The sequence below is a fragment of the Actinoplanes missouriensis 431 genome, assembly GCF_000284295.1.
Classification (GTDB): domain Bacteria; phylum Actinomycetota; class Actinomycetes; order Mycobacteriales; family Micromonosporaceae; genus Actinoplanes; species Actinoplanes missouriensis.
Map to the genome: position 1 here is coordinate 1,468,905 of NC_017093.1, position 25,495 is coordinate 1,494,399.

Below are 25,495 nucleotides of genomic sequence, written 5' to 3' on the forward strand. Positions count from 1 at the left end.
GTCAGCCGCCGATCGAGGCGAACAGGCCGCGGATGTCGTCGAACACCCCGATCACCGCGCAGGCGAGCGGGATCAACGCCATGATCGCGACGACGTCGAGGATGTCGGCGGCCCGGCCGAGGTAGGGCGACGGCGGGCGGCGGCTGAAGGTGAGCGCGGCCGGCAGGGCGATCGCGGCGACCAGCAGCGCGCCGGCGAGCAGCGCGAGACCGGGCAGCGCGCCGGTGACCACCGGGCCGGCGCCGAGCCCGGCGAGCCCGGCGAAGCCGGCCACCAGCAGCGGCACCCGTTGCGGCGGGGTCGGCAGCAGGCGGGCGCGCAGCAGCAGGGCGGCCACCGCGGCGACCATGAGAAGCACGGCGGAGACACCCGGGTCGTTCAGGGCGAGGAACGTCATCGCGGCGAAGCTGCACAGGGCGGCGGAGAGCAGCAGGCCGCTCAGTACCTCGCCGGCCCGGACCACGGCGGCGAAGACGTCCTCGCGGCGGGGCGCCGGCTTGTCGTTGAGGATCTCCTCGGCCCGGCTCGGCAGTTCCGGGAACGGCAGCCGGCCCAGCCAGCCGGCCAGCACCGGGTACGCCGGGAGCAGCCCGATCGCGGCGGTCAGCGCCACCGCGGCGCACCCGTCGGGGGACATCCCGGCGAGCGCGAGCGCCGAGGCGAGCAGACCGGTCAGCCCGGCCGCCATCCCGGCCACGAAGAGGCGGGTCAGCCCGGCGACGCCGACGTGGCCGAGGACGCTGAGGACCAGCAGTGTGGACGAGCCGAGGAGCAGGCCGGGCGCGGTGATGCCCGGCGCGGCGAGCAACCAGGCGCCGCCGAAGAACGCGTACGGCAAGCCGGCGGCCGCCACGATCGCTCCCGCGGCGGCGTCGCTGAACGCCCGGGACAGCAGGATGCCGGCCACCGTGAGCGCGAGGGCCACGGCGAGGGCGGCGACCGCGGTGACCACCCACGGTGGGCCGTCGGCGGCCAGACCGGCGAGACCGAGCAGCAGCGCGCCGGCCGCGACGGCCAGGCCGCACCGGCGGGTGGCGGTGTCGCTCCAGGTTCGCCCGGCCCGCCGGGAGCCGCTGGCGATCACCTCGACCACGTCGTCGTACGCCAGCTCGGGCCAGTCCTCGCGGGCCGGGCTGAGGTGCAGCAGCTCGCCGTCGCGGACACCCTGGGCGGCGAGGTTGCGACCCGGCTCCAGGACGGTGCCGGTGGCGCGGCGCAGCACCCAGCCGCCGGTGAGGTCGGCCGGTTCCTCGGGCGAGGCATGCCGCAGCAGGTGGGGCAGCAGCTCGGCGACGAGCATGTTGTCGGGCAGCGCGAGATCCATCCGGCGGGTCGGTGCGGCGACGGTGACCCGGGCCAGGCTCGGCCCGCCCGGTGCGGTCATGATCACCTCCTGCTGTCCAGTGCCTACTCAACGTAGCAGCTGTCACCGGACAGCACTGATCAAAAAGGACCGATAGGATTGACGCGATCCGTCACCACCGGGGAGCCCAGTGTGACCGTCACGATCATCAAGCGTCCGCCCCGCCGGCCGGCGCCCGTCATGCCCGCCGGCGAGCTGATGCTGGAAGCGCCGCCCGAGGTGCCGCAGCCCAGCGGCAAGGCCTGGACGCGGATGCTGATGATCCTGCCGATGGGCGCGGGTGCGGCGGCGATGGCCCTGATGATGGGCGCCCAGCGCGGCGGCCCGATCACCTATGTGGCCGGTGCGATGTACGGCGTCTCGATGCTGGGCATGATGGGCATGATGGCCGCGAACACCAGCGGTCCCGGCAAGCGCGAGATGATCGAGGCCCGTCGGCAGTACCTGCGGCATCTCTCCCAGCTGCGTGCCCAGTTGCGCACCACGATCCGGCAGCAGCGGGAGGCGCTGTACTACCACAATCCGGACCCGGGGACGCTCTGGAGCTTCCCCGACAGCGGGCGGCTCTGGGAACGCCGGCGCGGCGACGCCGACTTCGCCGTGATCCGGATAGCGGTCGGCCCGCAGGAGGTGGCGACCCGTCTCGTGCCGCCGCAGACCCGGCCGGTCGACGAGCTGGAGCCGCTCTGCGCGACGGCGCTGCGGCGATTCCTCAACGCGTACGCGATCGTCCCTGATCTTCCGGTCTCGGTCTCCCTCCGGGACTTCTCGCACCTCTACATCAGGGGCGGCCCGGTCCGCGATTTCACTCGCGCGCTCGTCGCCCAGATGGCGGTCTTCCACGCGCCCGACGACCTGCGGATCGGGGTGTGCGTGCCGGACGACAGGCGGTCCGAGTGGGAGTGGGCGAAATGGCTGCCGCACTCCCAGCACCCCGGCAAGACCGACGCGGTCGGCCCGGTGCGGCTGGTCGCGCCGAGCGTGCCCGCGCTGGAGGCGATGCTCGACGACGTGCTGGTCAACCGGCCCCGCTTCGACCCGTCGGTGACGCCCGGCGGCGCGCACGTCGTGGTGATCATCGACGGCGGCTCGACCGCCGGCTCCGACCACCTGATGACCGAGGGCGGGGTCGCCGGTGTCACCCTGCTCGACCTCTCGGTGCCGCCGCCCAGGCTGCTCGACGACAGCTCGGTGGTGCTCGAGATCGCCCCGGACGGGACGGTCACCGGCACCACGATGGACGGTCCGACCGAGGTGGGCCGGGCCGACGCGCTCGGTGTCGAGCAGGCCGAGGTGCTGGCGCGGGAGCTGGCGCCGCTGCGGCTCTCCGCCGCCTCCTTCAACGACCAGCCGGCCGTCAACCAGGACATGGGGCTGGCCGAGCTGCTGGAGGTCACCGATCCGTACGCTCTGGAGCTGTCCGAGCTCTGGGCGAGCCGGCCCAACCGGGACCGGCTGCGGGTGCCGATCGGCGTGGGGCTCGACGGGCGGCCGGTCGAGCTCGACCTGAAGGAGTCCGCCCAGGACGGCATGGGCCCGCACGGGCTGCTGGTCGGCGCGACCGGGTCCGGCAAGTCCGAGCTGCTGCGCACGCTGGTGCTCGCGCTCGGGCTCACCCACGACCCGGAGATCCTCAACTTCGTGCTCGTCGACTTCAAGGGCGGCGCCACGTTCGCCTCGCTGGACCGGTTGCCGCACACCGCCGCGATGATCACCAACCTGGAGGATGAGCTGCCGCTCGTCGACCGGATGCTCGGCGCGATCTCCGGCGAGCTGAACCGGCGGCAGGAGCTGCTGCGCAAGGCCGGCAACTACGCCTCGCAGCGGGACTACGAGCGGGCCCGGTCGGCGGGGGTGCCGCTCGCGCCGCTGCCCAGCCTGCTCTTCATCGTCGACGAGTTCTCCGAGCTGCTCAGCGCGCGGCCCGACTTCATCGACATGTTCGTCCAGATCGGACGCGTCGGGCGGTCGCTCGGCATCCACCTGCTGCTCGCCTCGCAGAAACTGGAGGAGGGGCGGCTGCGGGGCCTGGAGTCGCACCTGTCCTACCGGATCGGGCTGCGGACCTTCTCGTCGATGGAGAGCCGGGCTGTTCTGGGTGCCCCCGATGCTTATGAATTGCCGCGCTCTCCGGGACATGGCTATCTCCGTACCGGAACGGAGGGTTTGATCCGGTTGAAAGCGGCCTATGTCTCGGGACCGGTTCGCCGGGACGGGGCGCCCGTCGCCGGCGGGATGAAAGCGGGCAATCCGATCCGGGAGTTCTCCACGTTCTACGCCGTGCCCCCGCAGAAGCCGGTGGAGGAGGCGCCCCAGCCGGACGAGGACAAGGTGGTCGGCGACACGCTGCTGGAGGTGCTGGTCCGGCAGATGGAGGGAACGGGCACCCCGGCGCACGAGGTGTGGCTGCCGCCGCTCGACACGGCGCCCACCCTCGGCCAGATGCTGCCGCCCGTGATCACCATGCCGGACCGCGGACTCACCGTGGACGCGGCCGACCGGTTCGGCTCGCTGCATGCGCTCGGCGGCATCGTCGACAAGCCCTACGAGCAGCGCCGCGACCCGCTCTGGCTGGACCTCTCCGGCGCCGGCGGGAACGTGGTGGTGGTCGGCGCCGCCCAGTCCGGCAAGTCCAACCTGCTGCGCACCCTGATCACCTCGCTCGCGCTCACCCACACCCCACGGGAGGTGCAGTTCTACGGCCTCGACTTCGGTGGCGGGCCGCTCAGCGCGCTCACCGATCTGCCGCACGTCGGCGGGGTGGCGAACCGGCGGGACACCGACCGGGTCCGCCGGACCATTGCCGAGCTGCACGGACTGATGCGGGCCCGGGAGGACCTCTTCGCCCGGCAGAACGTGGAGGGCGTGGCCGCCTACCGCCGGGCCAAGGCGCAGGGCGGTTTCGCCGAGGACCCGTTCGGCGACGTCTTCCTGGTGGTGGACGGCTGGGCCACGCTGCGATCCGAGTTCGAGGACCTGGAAGGCACCGTCCACGAGCTGGCCAACCGCGGTCTCGGCTTCGGCATTCACGTGCTCACCGCGACGAACCGCTGGATGGACATCCGGCCGCAGATCCGCGACGTCTTCGGCACCCGGCTCGAACTGCGGATCGGCGAGCCCAGCGACTCGGCGATCAACCGGCGGGAAGCGGTGAACGTGCCCGAGGGCTCACCCGGCCGTGGCCTCACCCCGGACGGGTACCACTTCCTCACCGCGCTGCCCCGGATCGACCGGGAACAGCGCGTCGACGACCTCGCCGACGCGGTGGCCGAGCTGGTCAAGCACTCCACCGAGCAGTGGACCGGCGCGCCGGCGCCTCGGGTGCGGCTGCTGCCGGCCGAGCTGCCGTACGCGGCGCTGCCGCCCGCCGAGGGCGAGAGGATCCCGATCGGCATCGCCGAGGCCGACCTGCAACCGGTCTGGCTCGACTTCGACAACGAGCCGCACGCCCTGCTCTTCGGCGACGTGGAGTCCGGCAAGAGCTCGTTCCTGCGCGGCCTCGCGACGTCGATCGCGGCCAGTCACACCCCGGCGCAGGCCCGGATCCTCCTGGTCGACCTGCGGCGCAGCCTGCTCGGCTGCGTGCCGCGCGAGCACACCCTGGGGTACGGGACGTCGGCGCAGGTCACCACCGACCTGATCAACCAGGTGGCGGTCGCGATGCGGGAGCGGCTGCCCGGACCGGACGTCACCCCGGAGATGCTCGCCGACCGCAGCTGGTGGAAGGGCCCGCAGCTGTACGTGCTGGTCGACGACTACGACCTGGTCGGGCAGACGCCGCTGCAACCGCTCGTCGAGTTCTTGCCGCAGGCGAGGGACATCGGACTGCACGTGGTGCTGACCCGGCGGACCGGCGGGGCGAGCCGAGCCCTCTTCGAGCCGATGGTGAGCCGGATCCGCGAGCTGGCCTCACCGGGCATCCTGATGTCCGGGCCGCGCGAGGAGGGCCCGATCTTCGGCACGCTGAAACCGCAGCCCCTGCCGCCGGGCCGGGCCTGGATGGTGACCCGCAAGCACGGCGCCCGCCTGGTCCAGCTGGCCTGGACGCCGCCGAGCCGCTAGCGACGCGGCGGCCCCAGGTACTGCTGTTCGATTCCGGTCTGGTTCAGGGAGACGAAACGGTCCGGCCCCTCGCCGACCAGCGCCACCATGTCGTCGGTCATGAACTGCAGCAACTGGCCGTTCTGCTGACTCAGCCGCAGCGTCGCCGCGGCCAGCGTCGACTCGTCGCCGCCGAGCCGCTGCATCAGGGTCAGGTCGGCCTCCTGCAGCGCCGCCACACCGGGCCGGTCCAGCTGGCGCAGCACGGTCAGCGCGGAGGTCCAGGGTCCGAGCGGCGGCGCGGTGGCCGGGCCGGTCACGCCCAGGTCGTAGACGATCAGCGAGGGGGTCTGCGCGGTGCCCGGCGGCAGCGCGTCCGGTTCGCCGCCGAGCACGGTCAGCCGCTGGTACTGCCCGGTCGCGCGCTCGCCGAAGCCGGACCAGGCCCGCTGCTCGGTGGTCACCACCATCGCGCGGGCGCCGATCGCGAACGCCCGGAAGATCAGCAGCTGAGCGGCCCAGACCCCGCCGACCAGGGCGACCCGGACCGGGTCCGGATCGAAGAGCCTCAGGGGTACGGGCACCTGCTGCTGGTTGCGCCCCAGCAGCAGACCGGCTCCGGTCGCCGGCCAGACCGTGAGCCGGCGCAGCCCGGTCCGCGGCACCGCGTGCCAGCCGATGCGCAGCCGGGAGACGCGTCCCGAGGGGCCGGTGTGGTCGGGGTGGTAGGGCGCGGGCGGGTCCTGCGGGGGAGGGCCGGGCCGGTGTGGCGCGCGTGGCGCGGCGGCGGCCCGCGGCGCGGGGGATGCGATCACAGCGGGCGCGGTCTGGGTCGTCTGGGCAGGTTGGGGTGCCGCTTCCGGTGGAGGTGCCTGTCGCTTCTCGGGAAGGGTCATCCGGCGCCACCTCCGGTCGGGGCCGTCGCATAGGCCGCCGGACCGTGCTCGCCGTCGAGCGGGCGCAGCTCGCCACCGGCCCGGCGCACCCCTTCCAGCAGCACCCGGTCGAGGGCCGTCAGATCCACGTCCGGCCTGGTCGCCAGCCTGATGAAGGCGCGGACCGGCACCTCCTCGGCGCCCGTCGCGTCCACGATCAGCGCCACGCTGGTCTGCGCGGCCGGGGCGGTCGAGGCCCAGGCGAACAGCGGTCCCAGCTCGGCGATCGACCGCGGCCAGCTCTCCAGCCAGTAGGTGCGGTGGACGAGGTGGTGGGAGCGCCAGTGCGTCCACTCCTCCACCGCCACCGCCGGGGTGCCCGGCGCGACGTCGCAGGACCGGGCGAGAAGTTCCAGCAGCTCACGGCCGCTGAGCACCCGGCCGGGCAGACCCAGGCGGCGCAGCGCGGTCGCGATCCTGCGGGTCAGCGCGGCGGCCAGGGCGGCCGCCGAGGCGGGATCGGTGGTGTGGTCGAGAACGGACTCGGCGAGCGCCTGGGCGTCGACCCGGACGCTGATCGAGGACTCCCGGTGCGCCGGGATCGGGGCGATCGCCATCGCCTCGGTCAGCCGGCGGTACGACGCGCCGGCTGGTGAGGCGGCCGGAAGATCGGGGCTCGGTGCCGGGACGGTGTGCGTGACGAGAGCCAGCACCACGCCCGGTTGCTCGGTGGCCGCCAGGCTGCTGACCAGGGTGTCCAGGGGCACCGAGGAGTCCAGGGACACCACGCCGAACCAGCCGGCGTCGTCACGGGCGACCCCCGTCGCCTCCTGCGAGCTCTTCCCCGGGACGTCGGTGACGGTCAGACCGGGGGCGATCGTGCGGAGGGCGGCCAGGACCGGGCCGGAATCCGTCTCCGGTCGCGCGGCCCGCCGCCGCCGATGCTCGCGGGTGAGCGCGGAGTGCTCCAGCCACCAGCGGTTCTGCCGGCGGGCGAACGCGATGACCAGCATCACGGCGGCGGCGGCCGCGGCGATCAGCGCGGGCAGGACGCCCTGGGTGGCGGCGGCCGCGACGGCGAAGACCGCGGCCTCGGCGATCAGGATCTGGGGGAGGCGCAGCGGGCCGAGGTAGCCGCGGCGGGGAACCGGAACCGCGCCCTCTGATGTCACGTCCACCCCCTACGATCCGTAGTGGACACATCCTATCGACGTAATCATGATCGTCAGGGTCCCGTTCGGGTGGCCGTCCTGAGATCGTCGACCATCAGCGTCCGGAGATCATCCCGGCTGGGCATCCGGCCCATCGCCCGCAGCCGCCCGGACTGCGCCTTCCGCATCCCTTCGAGCAGCTTGCGGGCCTCCCGGGCGTTGCCGAAGTTGCGGTCCCGTTCCAGGCCGGAGAAGTACGCGTGCAGCGCCGTCGGCAGTCCCGCCGCGAAGATGTAGTCGTCGTTGCGCGCGATCCGGTCGGCGATCATCACGAGCTCGTCGGCGCCGTAGTTCTCGAACTCCAGGGTCTTCGCGAACCGGGACGCCAGACCCGAGTTCGCGTCCAGGAAGTCGGCCATCTCCCGGGTGTAGCCGGCGACGATCACCGCGACCTGGTCCCGGTGGTCCTCCATCAGCTTCACCAGCGTGTCGATCGCCTCCTGGCCGAAGTCGGCGGCCGTGCCACCGGCCCGGGCCAGCGTGTACGCCTCGTCGATGAAGAGCACCCCGCCCATCGCGTCCTCGAAGACCGAGGTGGCCTTCTCCGCGGTGTGCCCGATGTACTGCCCGACCAGGTCACGGCGGGACACCTCACGGAACTGCCCGTTCGGCAGCACGCCCAGCGCCTTGAGCAGCTGACCGTAGATCCGGGCGACGGTGGTCTTACCCGTACCCGGAGCGCCTGTGAAGATCAGGTGGTGGCTGACCGCGCCGACGCTGAGCCCGGCGCTGCGCCGCCACTCGTTCACCTGGATCTCGTCGATCAGCGCGCGGACCTCGCCTTTCACACCCGCCAGGCCGATCATCGAGTCGAGCTCGGAGAGCAGCCGCTCCACGTCGGCGTCGTCGTGCGCCCCGGCTTTCGACAGCCCGCCGCTGCCGGTCAGGTCCACCGTCGCGGTCGCCGTCGGGTCGATGTGGACGGACGGCTCGCCGGTCTGCTCCACCCGGCATCTCTCGATCGTCGCGGTGCAGCCCGGCCCCACCACGATCCCCGGCCCGATCGTCTCGTGCACCCGGGTCTCCACGATCCGCGGTGCGCTGCCGTGCGCCACCACGATGCCCGCGTCGCCCGCGCCGGAGACGTCACAGCGCTCGATCACCGGGCGACTCGACTGGTAGATGTAGATCCCCCGATAGCCGCACTCGGCCACCGTCGTGCCGCGCAGCACCGGGTCCGCGCCGAGCCGCACGATCACCCCGTCGTCGGAGATGCCGCGCACCTCGCTGGACTCCACGGTGCCGCCCGCGTCGGAGAAGACGAAGCCGTACTGCGCGCGCAGCACGCGGACCTCGGAGGCCTCCACCGTCGCGCCATCGGCCGCCTGCAGCCCGGCGCCGAACCCGGCCTGCAGCTCGCACTTGCGCAACGTCAGCCGCCCGCCGGTGACGACGACCGCCGGATAGTCACCCGACGTGAAGCTCACGCCCTCCACGTCGACCCGGCCGCCGGTGATCGCCAGCGCCGGGCCGTCCAGCTCGGACGCGTCGACGATCACCTCACCGAGCGCCCGCAGGGTCAGATCACGCCGGTCCAGCTCCAGACGCTCCCGATAGGTCCCGGCCGCGAGCGTCACGATCGCCCCGTCCGGAGCCACCTCCAGGGCGTCACGCACGGTGGGATAGCTGCCGGGGACCGCCAGGGTGCTGACCACGAGCGGGACTCCTTCGTTCGGCCTGCTGCACCGAGGCTATCCCGCACACCCATCTTTCCGGTACGCGTCATCGGCCCCACAGAAGCAGCTGAACCGCCCGGGGATGACATCGCGATCCAATGCCTCGGGTCACGGCCGCAGCGCGCCTCCCGCTCAGCGCGGGCAGCATCCCCCTATCGGGGCATTGACCTAGCGGGGGCGCTGCTGGCGGAAGGCGCCCTTGCTGGGACGCATGTTCTTCGGGATCGCGCCCTTCGGCATCTGCGGGCGGGCCATCAGGGCGCCGAGACGCTTGTCCAGGGCGTTGACGTCCTTGCCGGTGAGGTTGCGCGGCAGCTTCAGCATCGTCGACCGCAGCTTGCGGACCGGGAGCTGACCCTCCTCGGAGCCGATGATGTAGTCGTAGAGCGGGGCGTTGCCGATCACCTTGACCAGGCGGCGCTTCTCCTGGCCGAGCAGGGAACGCACGCGCTGCGGGTCACCCTCGGCCAGCAGGATCACGCCGGGCCGGCCGATCACCACGTGGACCATGTCGAACTGGGTGGTGGAGCTGGCCGCGGGCCGGACCCGCCAGTCGCCGCGCATGTTCTCCATCAGCGAGGCCGCCGCGCCGGGCTGGCCCTCCGCGACGTTCATCATCGCGGTGTTCGAGCGCAGGTTGAGCACGATCAGGACGGCCAGCAGCGTGAAGAGGACGCCGACCGGGATCCAGACCCAGGACCCGGTGAGAAGCACGACGAGAACGGTGAGCGCGATCGGGATCGCGACCGCTCCGATGACCAGCGGGACGAACCACTTGTCCTGCTTCGCCGTGAACGAGAACACCTGGCCGATCTGCTTCAGGCGCTCGCGAAACGACACCTTCTCCTGGGGCTTTGCCATAGCCGCAAAGTGTAGTGGTGCTCAGGTACCTTACGGCGTCCCGGGCACCTCAGCCGTGCCGGTAAGGAGGGGCGGGGCTTCTCGGAATCGGTCATCGTCCCCATGACCGGCGGCTGCCTTCGGGCGAAGAGTCAGTGGTGTTCCAGTCGTCCGACGCCGAGGAGCACCCGATGATTCCGTTCACCAACCCGGAGATCCAGCTCGAGCTCGTGCACGCGCAGGCCGCCGAGCTGGTCCGGGAAGCCGACGACTACCGGCGGGCGAAGGCTCTCCGGCCGAAAGAACCACGCCACTGGCCGCGACTCAGACGGGCCGCCAAGCAGTCGATCGCGTGATCAGGCCGGAAAATCTGTCGTACTCGCATGGCATGCTCGACCTCATGACGGCAAGCACTCCGAGCACCGTCCTGGTCGGCCGCGAGGCCGACCTGGGCGTGCTGCGCGAGGCGCTCAAGCGGGTGCGCGGCGACGAGCCGGCCGCCGTGCTGGTCGGCGGTGAGGCCGGGGTCGGCAAGACGCGTCTGGTCGAGGAGTTCTGCCGCTCGCTCGACGGCGAGCCGGTCCGGGTGCTCCAGGGCCAGTGCCTGGAGCTGGGGGAGGAGGGCCTGCCGTTCGCGCCGTTCGCGGCCGCGCTGCGGGAGCTGGCCCGGCATGAGGGCCGCGCGGTGTTCGACGGGCGGGAGGCCGAGTTCGCCCGGCTGCTGCCCGAGCTGGGCCCGCCGCCGGACTTCCAGGAGGCCCGCCGCGGCCACCTGTTCGAGCTGGTCGGCGCGCTCTTCGCCCGGCTCGCCGAGGAGCAGCCGGTGATCCTCGAGATCGAGGACCTGCACTGGGCCGACCGGTCCACCCGTGACCTGATCGGCTTCCTCCTGCGCTCGGTCCGGGTCCGGCGGCTGCTGCTGATCGCCACCTACCGGACCGACGAGCTGCACCGCGGGCATCCGCTGCGGCCGTTCCTCGCCGAGCTCGACCGGGTCCGCGGCGTGCAGCGGCTCGAGGTGGACCGGCTCGACCGCGACGGCACCGCCGAGCTGCTCGGTCACCTGCTCGGCCTGGAGCCCGACCCGGCCACCGTCGACGCGGTCGCCGAGCGGGCGCAGGGCATCCCGTTCTTCATCGAGCAGTTCGCGTCCTCCGCCGACCCGGGCTGCGGCGACATCCCGGAGACGCTGCGCGACCTGCTGCTCTCCCGGGTCGACCAGCTGCCGGAGGCCGCGCAGCGGGTGCTGCGGGTGGCCGCGGTCGGCGGCACCCAGTTCGGCCACGAGCTGCTGGCCCGGGTCGCCGGGGTGGACGAGGCGACGCTGGAGTCCGCGCTGCGCGCCACGGTCGCCGCCCAGCTGATCGTCTTCGACCCCACCGGTGGTTACGAGTTCCGCCACGCGCTGGTCCGCGAGGCGGTGCACGACGACCTGCTGCCCGGCGAGCACGCTCGGCTGCACGCGCGCTACGCGCAGACCATCGAGTCCGAGCCGCACCTGGTGGCGCCGGACCGCGCGCCGGCCGAGATCGCCCACCACTGGCACGCCGCCCACGACCATCCCCGGGCGCTCGTCGCCGCGCGTCGCGCCGCCGAGTCTGCGAGCTGCCGCTATGCGTTCGCCGAGCAGGCGCGCCTGCTGGAGCGCGTGCTCGAGCTCTGGGAGCAGGTGCCGGAGGCCGCCACCCTGCTCGGCACCACCCACCTCGACCTGCTGGAGGAGACGGCGCTCGTCGCGATCGACGCCGGCGACCACCTGCGGGCGCTCAGCCTCACCCGGGCCGCGATCGGCGACCTGGACTGCGAGGCGGAGCCGCTGCGCGCCGCGCGGCTGCTGATCCGGCGGGCCAAACTGCTGCGCAACGCCGGCAAGAGCGACGGCGCGGCGGAGGCCCGCGAGGCGTACCGGCTGCTGCAGTCGGCGCCGCGTGACGCCGCCTGGCTGCGACTCGTGGGCGACGTGGCCTACCAGACGGCCGGCATCGACGGTGAGGCGGCGGCGCGGATGGCTGGGGAGCTCCGGTCGGCGGCGGCCGACCTGGGTGACGAGGCCTCCCAGGTCCATGCCGAGATCACGTTCGGGCAGGTGTGCGGCGGCCGGCTCCCCGCCGACCAGGCTGTGCCCACCATGCGGCAGGCGGTCGAGCGGGCCCGCGCGGCCGGTGACGTCTCGAACTGCTCGCACGGCGTGGTCAACCTCTCCGACTCGCTGTTCGAGCTCGGCGACTATGCGGAGTCCGCCGCGGTCGCCGCCGAGGGCATCCCGGACGCCGACCGGGTCGGGGTGAGCCGGACCACCGGGGTCTACCTGCTGGTGAACTACGCCGAGGCGCTGATGGCCCTGGGCCGCTGGGACGAGGCGGACGCCCGGCTGGCCGAGGCCGCCCGCCAGGACCCGCCCGGCGTCCTGGCCGTCGCGTGGCTGCGGCTGCGGGCCCGGATCCGCCTGGCGCGCGGCCACGACGGCGCGGCCGCCCTGGTGACCCGGGCGGTCGGATTCCTCGCCAAGCCGTTCCTCACCGCCGAGCACCGGGTGACCCTGCTCGAGCTGCGCCTCCTCGCGGCGCTGGCCTCGGGCGACACGGCCGCCGCGCTGCAGTTCGCACGGGCGTCGGTGCACGACAAGGGGGTGTTCGAGCGGCCGCGCTACGGGTGGGCGCTGCTCGTGGCGGCCTCCCGCGCCGCGGACGAGCCGCTGCGGGCCGAGATCCGCGAGCTGGCGGCGGCGCTGCCGGCCCGTTACCCGGCGGAGCGCGCGGCGGCAGCCGAGGTGGCCGCCCTGATCGGCACCGCGCCCGACGACGGTGGGCCGGTTGATGCGTGCTTCTCGGGCGGTCCGTCAGCTGGCGCGGGTGCCTCCGGCGGTGGGTCGGGCGCCGGCGGGTCCGCCGGCGGCGGGGCGGGGCTGGGCGGGGTTGAGGCGTGGCGGGCGGCGGTTGCGGCTCGGCGGGTGGATGGGCAGCCCTATCAGCTGGCCGGGGCGTTGCTGGGCTATGCGGAGGCGGTGGCCGGGGATCGGCAGGCGGCTTCCGAGGCGCTGCAGGAGGCGGCTGAGATCGCCGAGCGGCTGGGCGCCGGGCCGATGCTCGCGGCAGTCGACGTCCTGGGGCGGCGGCTCGGTGTCCGGGCCGGGGTGGCGCACGTGCCGGAGCAGCGCGGGGACGGTGAGGTGCTGACCGCGCGGGAGCGGGAGGTGCTGCGTCTCGTCGCCGAGGGGCAGAGCAACAGCGGGATCGCCCGGGAGCTGTTCATCTCGCCCAAGACGGCGAGTGTGCACGTGTCGCGGATCATCGCGAAGCTGGAGGTGAGCAACCGGCTGGAAGCCGCAGCGGTGGCCCGGCGGCTCGGGATGCTGGAGTCCTAAGGCCGGGGGCGGCGGTTCCGATACTAGGGGCCGATGTCGTTCTTCCCCCTCGGAGGCCGCTCGTGGACAACGCTCTTGATGTGACCTATCGGGTGGTCGAAGGCCTGTTCGGGCCGGAGTCCTCGATTCCCTGGTGGGCCTGGGTTGCGCCGCTTCTGCTGATCTTCTGGACGATGCTGATGCCGTCGGTGGCGCCGGCCGCCGCTGGTGGCGGCAAGAAAGGCAAGAAGGGCAAAGCGGACAAGAAGCCGCCCAAGAGGAAGTGAAGCCGCGCAAGAAGCGGTGAAGCCGCCGCCCACGAAGACGTGACGCCGCCCGAGAAGAAGTGACGAAAGCCCGGGAAGCAGCAGCTTCCCGGGCTTTCGTACGGTGCTGGGCGGTGCTGGGTGGTGCTGGGTGGTGCTGGGCGGTGCTGGGCGGTGCTGGGCGGTGACTAGCCGCGGGCCTCCAGGGCCTGCTTGTAGAGCCGGCCGGCGCGGTACGAGGAGCGGACCAGCGGCCCGGACATCACGCCGGCGAAACCGATCTGCTCGGCCTCCTCGCGCAGCTCGACGAACTCCTCCGGCTTCACCCAGCGCTCGACCGGGTGGTGGCGCGGGGTAGGCCGCAGGTACTGCGTGATGGTGATCAGCTCGCAGCCGGCCGCGTGCAGGTCGCGCAGGGCCGCGGAGATCTCGGAGCGCTCCTCGCCCATGCCGAGGATCAGGTTGCTCTTGGTGACCAGCTCGGCCTTACGGGCCTGAGTGATCACGTCGAGCGAGCGCTCGTAGCGGAAGCCGGGGCGGATGCGCTTGAAGATGCGCGGGACCGTCTCGACGTTGTGCGCGAGAACCTCGGGCGCCGCGCCGAAGACCTCGGCCAGCTGGGCCGGGTCGGCGTTGAAGTCGGGGATCAGCAGCTCGACACCGCAGCCCGGCTGAAGCTTGTGGATCTGGCGGACCGTCTCGGCGTAGAGCCAGGCGCCGCCGTCCGGCAGGTCGTCGCGGGCCACGCCGGTGACGGTGGCGTAGCGCAGGCCCATCGTGGCGACGGACTCACCGACGCGACGGGGCTCGTCCGCGTCGAACTCGGCGGGCTTACCGGTGTCGATCTGGCAGAAGTCGCAGCGTCGGGTGCACTGGTCGCCACCGATCAGGAAGGTGGCCTCACGGTCTTCCCAGCACTCATAGATGTTGGGACAGCCGGCCTCCTGGCAGACCGTGTGCAGACCCTCTTTCTGGACGAGCCCGCGCATCTGCGTGTATTCCGGGCCCATCTTCGCCTTGACTTTGATCCACGGCGGCTTCCGCTCGATGGGAGTTTCGGCGTTGCGCGCCTCGATGCGCAGCATGCGGCGGCCCTCGGGAGCAATAGTCACAACCCGAAGATACGCCCGCGACGGCCGGTCGTATCGCATGGGCGACGAGGCTCACGTGGCGGGTCATGTGACGGCGGTCACGGTAAGCGCGGTAATGCGGATGCGGCCCTGTGAAGTGCGCTGTTAACCTGCCCGTCACGGCCGTGATGGGAGTGACGCCCCGGAGCCGAGCACGACAAGAGGCGCTCTGAGCGAAGAGCGTGAAGGTGTGGTGGCACCGCGAGGTTCCCGCTCGCCCACACCTCCCTGGGGCCGCGTTGCAGACACCAGAGGAGGTCCCACCGCCATGCAACGCATCCTCTCCACCGAACTGACGGCGTACGCCGGTGAGAAAGTCACGATCGCGGGCTGGGTTCATCGCCTGCGGCAGCTCAAGAAGGTGGCGTTTCTGATCGTCCGGGACGCGGCCGGCTTCAGCCAGGTGGTGATCGAGCCCGGGCACGAGACGCCGGAGCCGGCGATCACCGAGGGCAGCGTCGTCGAGATCACCGCGACGGTCACCGCCAACGAGCAGGCGCCCGGCGGGGTCGAGCTCACCTCACCGGAGATCCGGGTACTGAGCTCTGTGGACGTACCCCTGCCGTTTGAACTGCATCGACCCGCGCTGAGCGCGGGCCTTGCCGCCCAGCTCGACCACGCCGCTCTGGCGCTGCGGCATCCGTCGCGCGCGCGGAACCTGCGGATCGCGGCGGCCGCCACCGCCGGATTCCGTGCCGCCCTGGAGGCGCAGCGGTTCGTCGAGATCCAGACTCCGAAGATCGTGGAGTCGGCGACCGAGTCCGGCGCGAACGTGTTCGCGCTCGACTACTTCGGACGGCCCGGGTACCTTGCGCAGTCGCCGCAGTTCTACAAGCAACTGATGGTCGGCGTCTTCGAGCGGGTCTTCGAGGTCGGGCCGGTGTTCCGCGCCGAGCCCAGCGACACCGCGCGGCACCTCGCGCAGTACACGTCACTCGACGCCGAGATGGGGTTCATCGCCGACCACCGGGACGTGATGACGGCGCTGACCCGGACGCTGAGCGGGATGTTCGCCGAGATCACCGAGCGGACCGGGTTCGTGCCGCCGGCCGTGCCCGCCGAGATCCCGGCGGTGCACTTCGCCGAGGCGCTGCGGATCGCCGGCGCGCCCGCGGACGAACCCGACCTGGCACCCGCGCACGAGCGGGCGCTCGGCGAGTGGGCGCTGCGCGAGCACGGCTCCGAGTTCGTCTACGTGACCGGGTACCCGATGCGGAAACGGCCGTTCTACACGCACCCGTCCGCGGACCCGGCGTACTCGAACGGGTTCGACCTGCTGTTCCGGGGACTGGAGATCGTCACCGGCGGGCAGCGGCTGCATCGGTACGCCGACTACGTCGCCGCCCTGACCGCGGCCGGGGAGCCGCTGGAGGCGTACCGCGGGTACCTGGACGGTTTCCGGTACGGGATGCCGCCGCACGGTGGCTGGGCGATCGGCTTGGAACGGCTGGTGGCGCGGCTGGTCGGCGCCGCGAACGTGCGTGAGGTGACGGCCTTCCCCCGGGACCTGCACCGGATCGCGCCCTAGAGCAGCCGCGAGCAGCCGAGCAGCCGTGAGCAGCCCTGAGCAGCGATGGAGCAGTCCTGGAGCTGCTCCGAAGCAGCCCTAGAGCACGACCATCAGCGTCACGACGGCGACGATGACGAAGGGGACGACCGTGGTGCAGACCAGGATCGTCCAGGCGATGGGGTGGCCGAAGTTGAGGACCACCCCACCGCTCTTCGTGGGCACGAAGACGCGTTTGTCCTGAGGGTTGCGGTAGAGAGCCATCAGAGCAGCGTAGGGAGGTGCCGCTCGACCACCGGAAGCACCTCGGCGACCGGCACCGGGCGGCCCACCTCCGCGCTCAGCGACGTCACGCCGGCGTCGCGGATGCCGCACGGGATGAAGCGGTTGAAGTTCTCCAGGTCACAGTCGCAGTTCAGCGCGAAGCCGTGCAGCGTCACGCCGCGGGCGACCCGGATGCCGATCTGCGCGATCTTGCGGTCGAGGCCGCCGTCGGTGGCCTTGATCCAGGCGCCGCTGCGGCCCTCGACGCGCTCCGCGGTCACGCCGAACTCCGCGCAGACGTCGATCAGCATCTGCTCGACGCGGCGCACGTAGGCCACCACGTCCACCGGGTCCGGCAGCTTCAGGATCGGGTAACCCACCAGCTGGCCCGGGCCGTGCCAAGTGATCTTGCCGCCGCGGTCGACGTCGACCACCGGGGTGCCGTCGAACGGGCGGTCGGCGGGCTCGGTGCGCTTGCCGGCGGTGAAGACGCTCGGGTGCTCGAGGAGCAGGATCGTGTCCGCCCGGGAACCCTCGGCGACCGATTCGTGAATGCGCTTCTGCTCCTCCCACGCCTCGACGTAGTCGACGAGGCCGGGACGGAGGACGGTCAGCACTTCGGTAGTCACGTCCGCAAGCCTACTCACCGGCTGACCGGGTCGACTCCCGGGCGGATTCGCCACAGGAGCACGTCGTCGACCCGTTCCGGCTGGCCGAAGAGCTGGATCGCGGTGGTCAGGACCGCTTCCCGGAACAGGATCTTGTGGTCCGAGCCGGTGATCTCGTCGGCCAGGAAGATCGCCTCGACACCCCAGTACGCGAGGTCGGCGCGAGCCTGTTCCCGGTCCGCGTTGGTGAGCCGCGGAACGTACCCGTAGAGGGCCGCCCGGGTGAACAGCCAGTCGGTGGCACGCGGCGGGGCGCCGATCTGCCCCATCTCCTTGCGGCCCTGGACGCCGTGTTTCATCGGGCCGAGGAAGTAGCCGTCCGGGATCCGGAACTGGGCGCCGCCGCGGGCCATCGTGTACGCCTGCCAGCGCTGCCCGTCGGCGTGCACGTTGAGCGCGAACGGAAGGGCGGTCAGCACGCCGTTGTCGGTGACGTACTGCTGCCAGGTGCCGTTCGCGATGAAGGCCGGCTCGGCGGAGCGCTGCTGCACCCGTACCGGAAGGGGGAAGATCAAGGTCAGGCTGAGCGCAAGCGACGCGGAAAGCGCGATCTTCTGATTCCTCGGGAATCTCGGCAGCTGATCGAGCAGAAGCGCCAGCAGGATGCCGAAGACACCGACCAGCGCGAGAGCGAACCGCAGCGGCAGCGCCGAGTCGAACAGCGGCAGGTGGGCGAGCGCCGCGTAGGGCAGTGGCAGGGGCAGCTCGGCGTCCATCCAGTTCAGCCGCGGGCCCCAGGAGAACACCAGGAAGACCAGGCCGGTCACGCCGACCGCGCGCAGGGTGGCCCGCCGGCCCGGCTCGGCACGGGTCCAGAGGATCCGGAACGCGACGATCATGAAAAGGATCAGGGGTACGCCGAAGAAGGACGTCTCCTCCGTCCGGTTCGGGCCCAGTTCCGTGCCGAGACCGAGAAGCGCCGCGATCGACCGGCTCGGGAACGACAGGTACGCCGCCAGATCCTCGACGAAGAAGCGCTGGTTGAAGCCCGTGCCGGAGAACGTCTGCGGTCCGGCGAAGTGCATGTAGAGCGGGTACGCCAGCAGCGCCCCGGCGATCGTGGCGGCTACACCGAGCGCCTTGACCACGGTCCGGAACGCGGCCTTGGCCTCGTCGCGGACCGGGCGGGCCAGCGACCACACGCCGATGAACACGGCGCTCGCGATGGCGACGTAGAACAGGCCCTCCGGCGCGATCGAGAAGCCGATCGCGAGGGAGAGGCCGAGCAGCAGGCCGTTACGCAGCCAGCGGCCCTCCTCGCGCAGTTTCATGACCCGCCAGAGCACGAACGGCGCGACCCAGCCGGCCGACCAGTTCAGATGGCCGTTCGCATGCGCGACGAAACCCGGCGCGAACCCGCAGAAGAGACCGGCCAGCCCGGCGGCGAACGGGCGCACGGCCAGCCAGCGGAGGAAGAACATGTACCACGCGACGGCGGAGACGGCGAGGTTGAGCGTGAGGATCGTCACGAACGTGACCTGTGGCCCGGCCAGGTAGGTGAGCGGCGCGAAGACCACCGTGTAGACCGTGATCGACGTGTTCGCCGCGAGGTTAACCCCGACCGGCGCGTTCATCAGGTGCGTGAAGTACGGGTCCGCGCCGTGACTCAGCATGTAGACGCCGTATCCCAGGAGCCACTCGAACCACGCCTGGTCACCGACGTTGTCCGAGAGGACCTGCCGGTACGGGTCGCGCCACAGACCGCTCGTCACGTAGACGGCGAGCCCGAGAGCGAGCACGACGAGGGTCAGATGCGCACGCCAGCGTCGCGATCTCGGCGGGGACACCGCGGGATCGGACGGGGGATCGGCGGACGCGGCGGGGGCGGGGGCGGCGACGGACATCAGGCGCAGGTTAGCAAGCGCCGGGTTGCGCTCCGGTGCCCGCGGAGTGGTTCACAAGTAATGCTCAGGAAACCGTTGCCTGTTCGGGGCGTAGCGCTGCGGCCAGCGCAGTCGTGATCGTGGGGTAGGTCCACGCGAAACCGGCGCCGGTGAGCACCGCCGGCAGCACCCGCTGACTGCGCTGCGCCTCACCGGCCAGCTCGCCGAGCACCACGTCCAGCACCGGGCCGGGCACCGCGAGCAGCGCCGGCCGCCGCAGCTCCCGGGCCAGCGCCTTGGTGAAGTCGATGTTGCGGACCGGGTTCGGCGCGACCACGTTGACCGGGCCGGCCACGTCCTCGCGCTCCAGCAGGAACTCGGTGGCGTTGAGCCAGTCGGCGAGCGCGATCCAGGTCATCCACTGCCGGCCGCCGCCGATCTTCGCCCCCGCGCCCATCTTGAACGGCAGCAGCAGCGGCTTGAGCAGCGAGCCCGAGGCCTCGATGGTCGGCGCGGTGCGCATCAGCACCAGCCGCACCCCGGCGTCCTCGGCGGGGCGGGCGGCGGCCTCCCAGACCCGGCACAGGTCGGCGAGGAACGTGCTGCCGGCCGGGGTCTCCTCCGTGACGGCCTGCTCGCCGGTGTCGCCGTACCACCCCACGGCGGAGGACTGGAGCAGGGTGCGAGGCCGTTCGGCCTCGGAGAGCTGCTTGAGGGTACGGGCGACGGTGTCCGTCGTGTTGATCCGGCTGGACCGCAGCACCCGCTTGTAGCGATCGGTCCAGCGGTGGTCGCCGACGTTCGCCCCGGCCAGGTTGATCACCGCGTCCGCCCCGGCCAGCACGGCCGGGTCGAGACGGCCCTGCGCCGGGTCCCAGGTGGCCTCGTCCGGCCGCTGGGCCGGGCGGCGCACCAGTCGCGTGACGTCGTGGCCGCTCTGCCGCAGCCGGTCGGTGAGCCGGGTGCCGAGGAATCCCGAGGAGCCGGCCATGACGATCCGCATGTCCTGATTCTTTCCCGAAGATCCCTCGCTCACAAACAAACAGGGCACGCCTTTCGGCGTGCCCTGTTTTTCACCTACCGGCTGTCACAGCTACCGGCTGTTACAGCCACCGACCGTCACAGCCCGAGGTCGGCCTCGAAGTGGCCGCCCTCCAGCCGCTCCTTCAGCGTGCCCAGGAAGCGGGCCGCGTCAGCGCCGTCCACGATCCGGTGGTCGTAGCTGAGCGCCAGGTAGACCATCGAGCGCGGCGCGATGATCTCGCCCAGCTCCGGGTCGTTCACGATCACCGGGCGCTTGACGACCGCGCCGAGACCGAGGATGCCGACCTGCGGCTGGTTGATGATCGGGGTGTCGAAGAGCGCGCCCCGGCTGCCGGTGTTGGTCAGCGTGAACGTGCCGCCGCCCAGCTCGTCCGGTCCGATCTTGTTGTTCCGGGTCCGCTCCGCGACGTCCGCGATGCGCTTGGCGAGGCCACCCAGGTTCAGGTCGCCGGCGTCCTTGATGACCGGGACGACCAGGCCCTTCGGCGCGTCCACCGCGATGCCCAGGTGCTCGGCGCCGTGGTAGGTGACCGTGCCCGCCTCGACGTCGATCGAGGAGTTGACCACCGGGTGCTGCTGCAGCGCCTCGACCGTGGCCAGGGCGAAGAACGGCAGGAAGGTGAGCTTCACGCCGTGCTTGGCCTGGAAGTCGGCCTTCGCCTTGTTGCGCAGGTTGGCGATCTTGGTGACGTCCACCTCGACCACCGTGGTGAGCTGCGCCGAGATCTGCAGCGACTCCACCATGCGCCGGGCGATGGTGGCCCGGATGCGGGTGAGCTTCTCGGTGCGGCCCCGCAGCGGGCTCGGCTCCGCCTTGGCGGCGGGCTTGGCAGCGGCCGCCGCCGGGGCGGACGCATCTGCTGCGGGGGCCGGGGCCGCCTTGGCCGCGGCAGCCTTCTCCGCCGCGTCCAGCACGTCCTGCTTGCGGATCCGGCCACCGACGCCGGTGCCGGACAGCGTGGACAGGTCCACGCCCTTCTCGGCGGCCAGCTTGCGGACCAGCGGCGTCACGTAACCGGCGTCGCCGGCGCCGTTCGACTTGACCGTCTCGGCGGCCGGAGCGGCCGGCTGGGCCGGGGCGGCGGGCTGGGCCGGGGCGGCGGGCTGCTTGGTCTCGGCAGCCGGCGACGGGGTGGCGTAGGACTCGCCGATCTGCGGCGCGGGGGCCGACTCGATCCGCGGCTGCGGAGCCGGCGCCGACTCCTGCTTGGGAGCCTCCTGCTTCGGAGCCTCCTGCTTGGGCGCGGGCGGCGGGGTCTCCTGCTTGGCCGGGGCGGCGTCCGCCGACCCGATCACCGCGAGCACGGCGCCGACCTCGGCGGTCTCGTCCTCGCCGACCTTGATCTCGAGAACCGTGCCGGCGACCGGCGACGGGATCTCGGTGTCGACCTTGTCGGTGGAGACCTCGAGGAGCGGCTCGTCGGCCTCGACCGTCTCGCCGACCTGCTTGAGCCAGCGCGTGACGGTGCCCTCGGTGACGCTCTCGCCGAGCGCCGGAAGCTTGACCTCCGTGCCCTCGGAGCTGCCGGCGGACGCGGTCTGCGGCGCCGGGGTCTCCTCCTCGACCGGCTTCTCGGTCGACGGCGTGGTCAGCGCGGCGGGCTCCGGCTCCGGCTCCGGCTCGGCAGCCTGCTGCTGCGCGGGCGCGGGCGCGGCGGAACCGGCGTCCTCGCCCTCACCGGCGATGACGGCCAGCTCGCTGCCGACCTCCGCGGTCTCGTCCTCGCCCACCACGATCCGGGTCAGCACGCCCGCTGCGGGCGACGGGATCTCGGTGTCGACCTTGTCGGTGGAGACTTCGAGCAGCGGCTCGTCCGCCTCGACCCGCTCGCCCTCCTGCTTGAGCCAGCGGGTGACGGTGCCCTCGGTGACACTCTCTCCCAGCCGCGGCATGGTTACCGATACCGGCATTTTTCCCCAAACTCCCTCAGTGAACGATCGAATCAGCTGTGCGCGTGCAGCGGCTTACCCGCGAGCGCGAGGAAGGCCTCGCCCAGCGCCTCGTTCTGCGTCGGGTGGGCGTGTACGAGCTGGGCGACCTCCTCGGGGAAGGCCTCCCAGTTGTAGATGAGCTGCGCCTCGCCGACGAGCTCACCCATCCGGGCGCCGACCATGTGGACGCCGACGACCGGGCCCTCGTTGACCCGGACCAGCTTCACGAAGCCGGCGGTCTTCAGGATCTGGCTCTTGCCGTTGCCGCCGAGGTTGTAGTTGTACGTCGAGACCTTGTCCGCGCCGTACTTCTCCTTGGCCTTGGCCTCGGTGAGACCCATCGAGGCGACCTCGGGGTCGGAGTAGGTGACCCGCGGGATGCCGGCCTCGTCGATCACGGCCGGGTTCAGGCCGGCGATCTCCTCGGCGACGAAGATGCCCTGGGCGAAGCCGCGGTGCGCCAGCTGCAGGCCGGGGACGATGTCGCCGACGGCGTAGATGTTGCCGACGCCGGTGCGCAGACGCTCGTCGACGATCACGAAGCCGCGGTCCAGGGTGATGCCCTGTTGCTCGTACCCCAGGTTGGCGGTCGACGGGCCGCGGCCCACCGCGACCAGCAGCACCTCGGCCTCGAGGGTCTCGCCGCCGGCGATGGTGACCTTGACGCCGTTCTCGGTCTTCTCGACCTTCTCGAACGGCTTGCCGACCTTGAAGTTGATCTTCCGCTTGCGGAACGCGCGCTCGACCTGCTTCGAGATCTCCTCGTCCTCCGCGGCGACCAGGCGGGGCAGGGCCTCGATGATCGTGACGTCGGCGCCGAACGACTTCCAGACGCTGGCGAACTCGACGCCGATCACGCCGCCGCCGAGCACGATCGCCGACGCCGGGACACGGTCCATCTTGAGGCCGTGCTCGCTGGTGATCACGCGGGTGCCGTCGACCTCGATGCCGGGCAGCGAGCGCGAGTAGGAGCCGGTCGCCAGGATCACGTTGCGGCCGGTGTACCGCTGGCCGGCCACCTCCACGGTGTCCTTGCTGACGAGCTTGCCCTCGCCGGAGACCACCGTGATGTTCTTGTTGTGCGTGAGGAGGCCGGTGAGGCCCTTGTAGAGGCGGCTGACGACGCCGTCCTTGTACGCGTTCACGCCGGCCATGTCGATGCCGACCAGGTCCGCCTTGACGCCGAACTGCTCGCTCTCGCGGGTCTGATCGGCGATCTCGGCGGCGTGCAGCAGCGCCTTGGTCGGGATGCAGCCGCGGTGCAGGCAGGTGCCGCCCAGCTCAGCCTTGTCGATCAGGGCTACCGAGAGGTTCAGCTCGGCCGCGCGCAACGCAGCCGCGTACCCACCGCTGCCGGCGCCGAGAATGACGATGTCGAAGGTTCCGCCGTTGGGCTGGCTCACGTTGACTCCAGTGGTCGCATCGTCTCCGTGTGGGTCACACAATGGAAACGGTCACAGTCCCGTCACCGACATCTTGTCACTTACAGACCCGGTCAATGCAGTCAGGTGCCCCGGAAGTCGGCGCGTCGCCGTACCCTTGCTGGATCCGGCGTGAGGAGGGGTAGTGGCGTGGTTTCGGCGTCGTCGGAGTTCCGGCGGTCCCGGCGGTCGGTCGGTGAACCAGGCCGATCTGGAGCATCTTACGCAATTCGTCCGCTCCCGGCGCGGTGTTGAGGCATTCATCGAACCGCAGACCACAGTGACCGAGACCACGCTGTTGCTTGTCGCACACGACGGTGAGTGGACCCGGCGCCGGATCGAGTCGCCGGAGATCGCGCGGCGGTTCGCCCACCAGCTCGCGATGCCGATCTACGACATCAAGCTGATGGGCTACCCGCAACGGATGCGCGACTACAACGAGCGCCGGAAACGTGGCTAGAGCGACTCGATGAGCTGGAGGAAGGTGCGGACCGGAACGCCGGTGCCGCCCTTCGTCCAGTAACCGGTGGCCTCCCCGGTGTGGTAACTCGGGCCGGCGATGTCGATGTGCGCCCACTCGACACCCTCGGCGACGAACTCCCGCAGGAAGACGCCGCCCTGCAGCATGTGCCCGGCGCGGTCCAGGTTCGCGTTGGTCTGGCAGATGTCGGCGATCTCCGACTCCATGCCCTTGCGGACGTCGTCCGGCAGCGGCATCCGCCAGGACGGCTCGCCGACCACCGCGCCGGCCGCCTCGACCAGACCGGTCGCCTCGTCCGAGCCCATCAGGCCGGAGATCCGCTTGCCCAGCGAGATCACCTGGCCGCCGGTGAGAGTCGACGTCTCGAACAGGTAGTCGGTGCCGTCGGCGCAGGCCCGCGCCATCGCGTCGCCGAGCACCATCCGGCCCTCGGCGTCGGTGTTGAAGACCTCGACCCGCTTGCCGTTGAACATGGTGATCACGTCACCCGGCCGGTACGCCGAGCCGGACGGCATGTTCTCGGCGATCGCCAGGTAACCGGAGACCGCGACGCCCGGCTTGAGCGCGGCGACCGCGAGCAGCGTGGCGGCGACCGCCGCCGCACCGGCCATGTCGGACTTCATCTCCCACATGCCCGCGGACGGCTTGATGCTGACACCGCCGGTGTCGAACGTGATGCCCTTGCCGACCAGCGCGACCCGCTTCGGGTCGGACACGCCCTCCGGGGTGTAGGAGAGCTTGACCAGGCGCGGCGGGGCCTCGGAACCCTGGCCGACCGCCACGATGCCGCCGTAACCGCCGGCCTTCAGCGCCTCGAAGTCGAGCACCTCGACCTCGAGGCCGGTGCCCTCGGCAGCCGCCACGATCCGGTCCGCGAACTCCGCCGGCTGCAGCACGTTCGGCGGCTCGTTGACCCAGTCGCGGGTCAGGCGCACGGCCCGGGCCACCACCTCGGCGCGGCGCACCTCGGCGAGAGCGGTCTCGTCGGTCGCGTCCGGCACGTGCAGGCGCAGCTCGCCGACCGGGTCACGGCGGCCCTTCTGCGGCTTGGTCTTGTAACCGGCGAACCGGTAGCCGCCGAGCAGCGCGCCCTCCAGGACGGCACGCAGCACCGGCGCGGCGTCCGCGTCGTCGGCGGACGGCAGGGCGAGGGCGACCGTACGGCTGCCGGCGAGCGCACGCACCGCGGCGCCGGCGCCGCGCCGCAGGGTCTCCAGGTCGGGCGCCGGGCCGGTCGGCTCGTTGCCGAGGCCGACGGCGATCAGCAGTGGGGCCGCGACCGTGCCGAGCGTGGCGAGTTTGGTCACCTCGCCGGGGGCGCCGCTCGCGCCGAGCAGAGCCAGCGTCGCGGTCAGCTTGCCGTCGAACGCCGCGGCGATGCTCTCGGCGCCGGCGGCGGGCAGCAGCGCGCCGTCCTCCTCGGGCTGGCTGTGCAGGCCGATGACGATGGCATCGACCGCCAATTCGGCCGGGTCGGTGTCGACCAGGCTGAGGCTGGGCTGGGTCACTCGGGCACTCCGGAACTCGTGGGGCCGGTGCGCTACTTGTGGGTGCGCTCCCGGCTGGTGGGAAATCACGTGCTGTCCCCGCGACTCTAACCAGGTGCAAGG

General features: G+C 71.8%; 19 protein-coding genes. 6 read left to right on the plus strand and 13 right to left on the minus strand.

The annotated features are described in order from the left end of the window. Window position 1: 1 nt before the first annotated feature. Window positions 2-1,384 (minus strand): type VII secretion integral membrane protein EccD, encoded by a 1,383-nt coding sequence (eccD, locus tag AMIS_RS06925; protein WP_014441490.1) that lies wholly within the window; start codon window positions 1,382-1,384, stop codon window positions 2-4. A gap of 111 nt (window positions 1,385-1,495) precedes the next feature. Between eccD and AMIS_RS06930 the strand changes: the two genes are divergently transcribed. Beyond that, entirely contained in the window at window positions 1,496-5,425 is a 3,930-nt protein-coding gene (locus AMIS_RS06930) for a type VII secretion protein EccC (protein WP_014441491.1), read from the plus strand. Here AMIS_RS06930 and AMIS_RS06935 read toward each other — a convergent pair. The 4 genes from AMIS_RS06935 to AMIS_RS06950 all read right to left on the minus strand — a co-directional run bounded on the left by AMIS_RS06935 (window position 5,422) and on the right by AMIS_RS06950 (window position 10,027). Continuing rightward, on the minus strand, window positions 5,422-6,219 hold the full coding sequence (locus tag AMIS_RS06935; RefSeq protein ID WP_014441492.1) for a hypothetical protein: 798 nt from the start codon (window positions 6,217-6,219) through the stop codon (window positions 5,422-5,424). The two genes, AMIS_RS06930 and AMIS_RS06935, sit on opposite strands and share 4 nt — an antisense overlap. A gap of 77 nt (window positions 6,220-6,296) precedes the next feature. Continuing rightward, window positions 6,297-7,457 (minus strand): type VII secretion protein EccE, encoded by a 1,161-nt coding sequence (locus tag AMIS_RS06940; protein ID WP_014441493.1) that lies wholly within the window; start codon window positions 7,455-7,457, stop codon window positions 6,297-6,299. Window positions 7,458-7,504: 47 nt separating this feature from the next. Next, window positions 7,505-9,145, minus strand: coding sequence for a right-handed parallel beta-helix repeat-containing protein (locus tag AMIS_RS06945; RefSeq protein ID WP_014441494.1), 1,641 nt, complete (start codon window positions 9,143-9,145; stop codon window positions 7,505-7,507). Between the two features lie 189 nt (window positions 9,146-9,334). Next, window positions 9,335-10,027 (minus strand): DUF4191 domain-containing protein, encoded by a 693-nt coding sequence (locus tag AMIS_RS06950; protein WP_014441495.1) that lies wholly within the window; start codon window positions 10,025-10,027, stop codon window positions 9,335-9,337. Between the two features lie 137 nt (window positions 10,028-10,164). Between AMIS_RS06950 and AMIS_RS06955 the strand changes: the two genes are divergently transcribed. The 3 genes from AMIS_RS06955 (at window position 10,165) to AMIS_RS06965 (ending at window position 13,636) form a co-directional block, all read left to right on the plus strand. Further along, window positions 10,165-10,362 (plus strand): hypothetical protein, encoded by a 198-nt coding sequence (locus AMIS_RS06955; RefSeq protein ID WP_041829598.1) that lies wholly within the window; start codon window positions 10,165-10,167, stop codon window positions 10,360-10,362. 44 nt (window positions 10,363-10,406) lie between these two features. Beyond that, the gene (locus AMIS_RS06960; RefSeq protein WP_231859251.1) at window positions 10,407-13,370 is read left to right on the plus strand and encodes a helix-turn-helix transcriptional regulator; all 2,964 of its coding nucleotides are present in this window, start codon (window positions 10,407-10,409) and stop codon (window positions 13,368-13,370) included. A gap of 62 nt (window positions 13,371-13,432) precedes the next feature. Beyond that, complete coding sequence (locus tag AMIS_RS06965) at window positions 13,433-13,636, plus strand: hypothetical protein (protein ID WP_014441498.1); 204 nt, start codon at window positions 13,433-13,435, stop codon at window positions 13,634-13,636. A 167-nt stretch (window positions 13,637-13,803) separates the two neighbouring features. On the opposite strand, the gene lipA is transcribed toward AMIS_RS06965, so the two are convergent. Next, on the minus strand, window positions 13,804-14,700 hold the full coding sequence (gene lipA / locus AMIS_RS06970; RefSeq protein ID WP_041829600.1) for a lipoyl synthase: 897 nt from the start codon (window positions 14,698-14,700) through the stop codon (window positions 13,804-13,806). Window positions 14,701-15,013: 313 nt separating this feature from the next. Between lipA and aspS the strand changes: the two genes are divergently transcribed. Next, window positions 15,014-16,273, plus strand: coding sequence for an aspartate--tRNA(Asn) ligase (aspS, locus tag AMIS_RS06975; protein WP_014441500.1), 1,260 nt, complete (start codon window positions 15,014-15,016; stop codon window positions 16,271-16,273). A gap of 78 nt (window positions 16,274-16,351) precedes the next feature. Here aspS and AMIS_RS06980 read toward each other — a convergent pair whose 3' ends face one another. From AMIS_RS06980 to lpdA, 6 genes are all read right to left on the minus strand, one after another. Next, complete coding sequence (locus AMIS_RS06980) at window positions 16,352-16,516, minus strand: hypothetical protein (RefSeq protein ID WP_014441501.1); 165 nt, start codon at window positions 16,514-16,516, stop codon at window positions 16,352-16,354. After that, complete coding sequence (lipB, locus tag AMIS_RS06985) at window positions 16,516-17,145, minus strand: lipoyl(octanoyl) transferase LipB (RefSeq protein WP_041829601.1); 630 nt, start codon at window positions 17,143-17,145, stop codon at window positions 16,516-16,518. Before lipB ends, AMIS_RS06980 begins: the two co-directional genes overlap by 1 nt. 14 nt (window positions 17,146-17,159) lie before the next feature. Next, entirely contained in the window at window positions 17,160-19,028 is a 1,869-nt protein-coding gene (locus AMIS_RS06990) for a hypothetical protein (RefSeq protein WP_014441503.1), read from the minus strand. Window positions 19,029-19,092: 64 nt separating this feature from the next. Beyond that, entirely contained in the window at window positions 19,093-20,010 is a 918-nt protein-coding gene (locus tag AMIS_RS06995) for a TIGR01777 family oxidoreductase (protein WP_014441504.1), read from the minus strand. Window positions 20,011-20,126: 116 nt separating this feature from the next. Next, a complete protein-coding gene (gene sucB, locus AMIS_RS07000; protein WP_014441505.1) occupies window positions 20,127-21,962 on the minus strand; it encodes a 2-oxoglutarate dehydrogenase, E2 component, dihydrolipoamide succinyltransferase in 1,836 nt (611 codons plus the stop codon). A 32-nt stretch (window positions 21,963-21,994) separates the two neighbouring features. Then, the gene (gene lpdA, locus AMIS_RS07005; protein WP_014441506.1) at window positions 21,995-23,386 is read right to left on the minus strand and encodes a dihydrolipoyl dehydrogenase; all 1,392 of its coding nucleotides are present in this window, start codon (window positions 23,384-23,386) and stop codon (window positions 21,995-21,997) included. A gap of 163 nt (window positions 23,387-23,549) precedes the next feature. On the opposite strand from lpdA, the gene AMIS_RS07010 reads away from it, so the two are divergent. After that, entirely contained in the window at window positions 23,550-23,864 is a 315-nt protein-coding gene (locus tag AMIS_RS07010; RefSeq protein WP_041829602.1) for a hypothetical protein, read from the plus strand. Here the strand turns inward: AMIS_RS07010 and AMIS_RS07015 are convergent. Continuing rightward, window positions 23,861-25,393: a leucyl aminopeptidase gene (locus AMIS_RS07015; RefSeq protein ID WP_014441508.1), complete on the minus strand. Its 1,533-nt coding sequence runs from the start codon at window positions 25,391-25,393 to the stop codon at window positions 23,861-23,863. The genes AMIS_RS07010 and AMIS_RS07015 overlap by 4 nt on opposite strands. Window positions 25,394-25,495 lie beyond the last annotated feature (102 nt).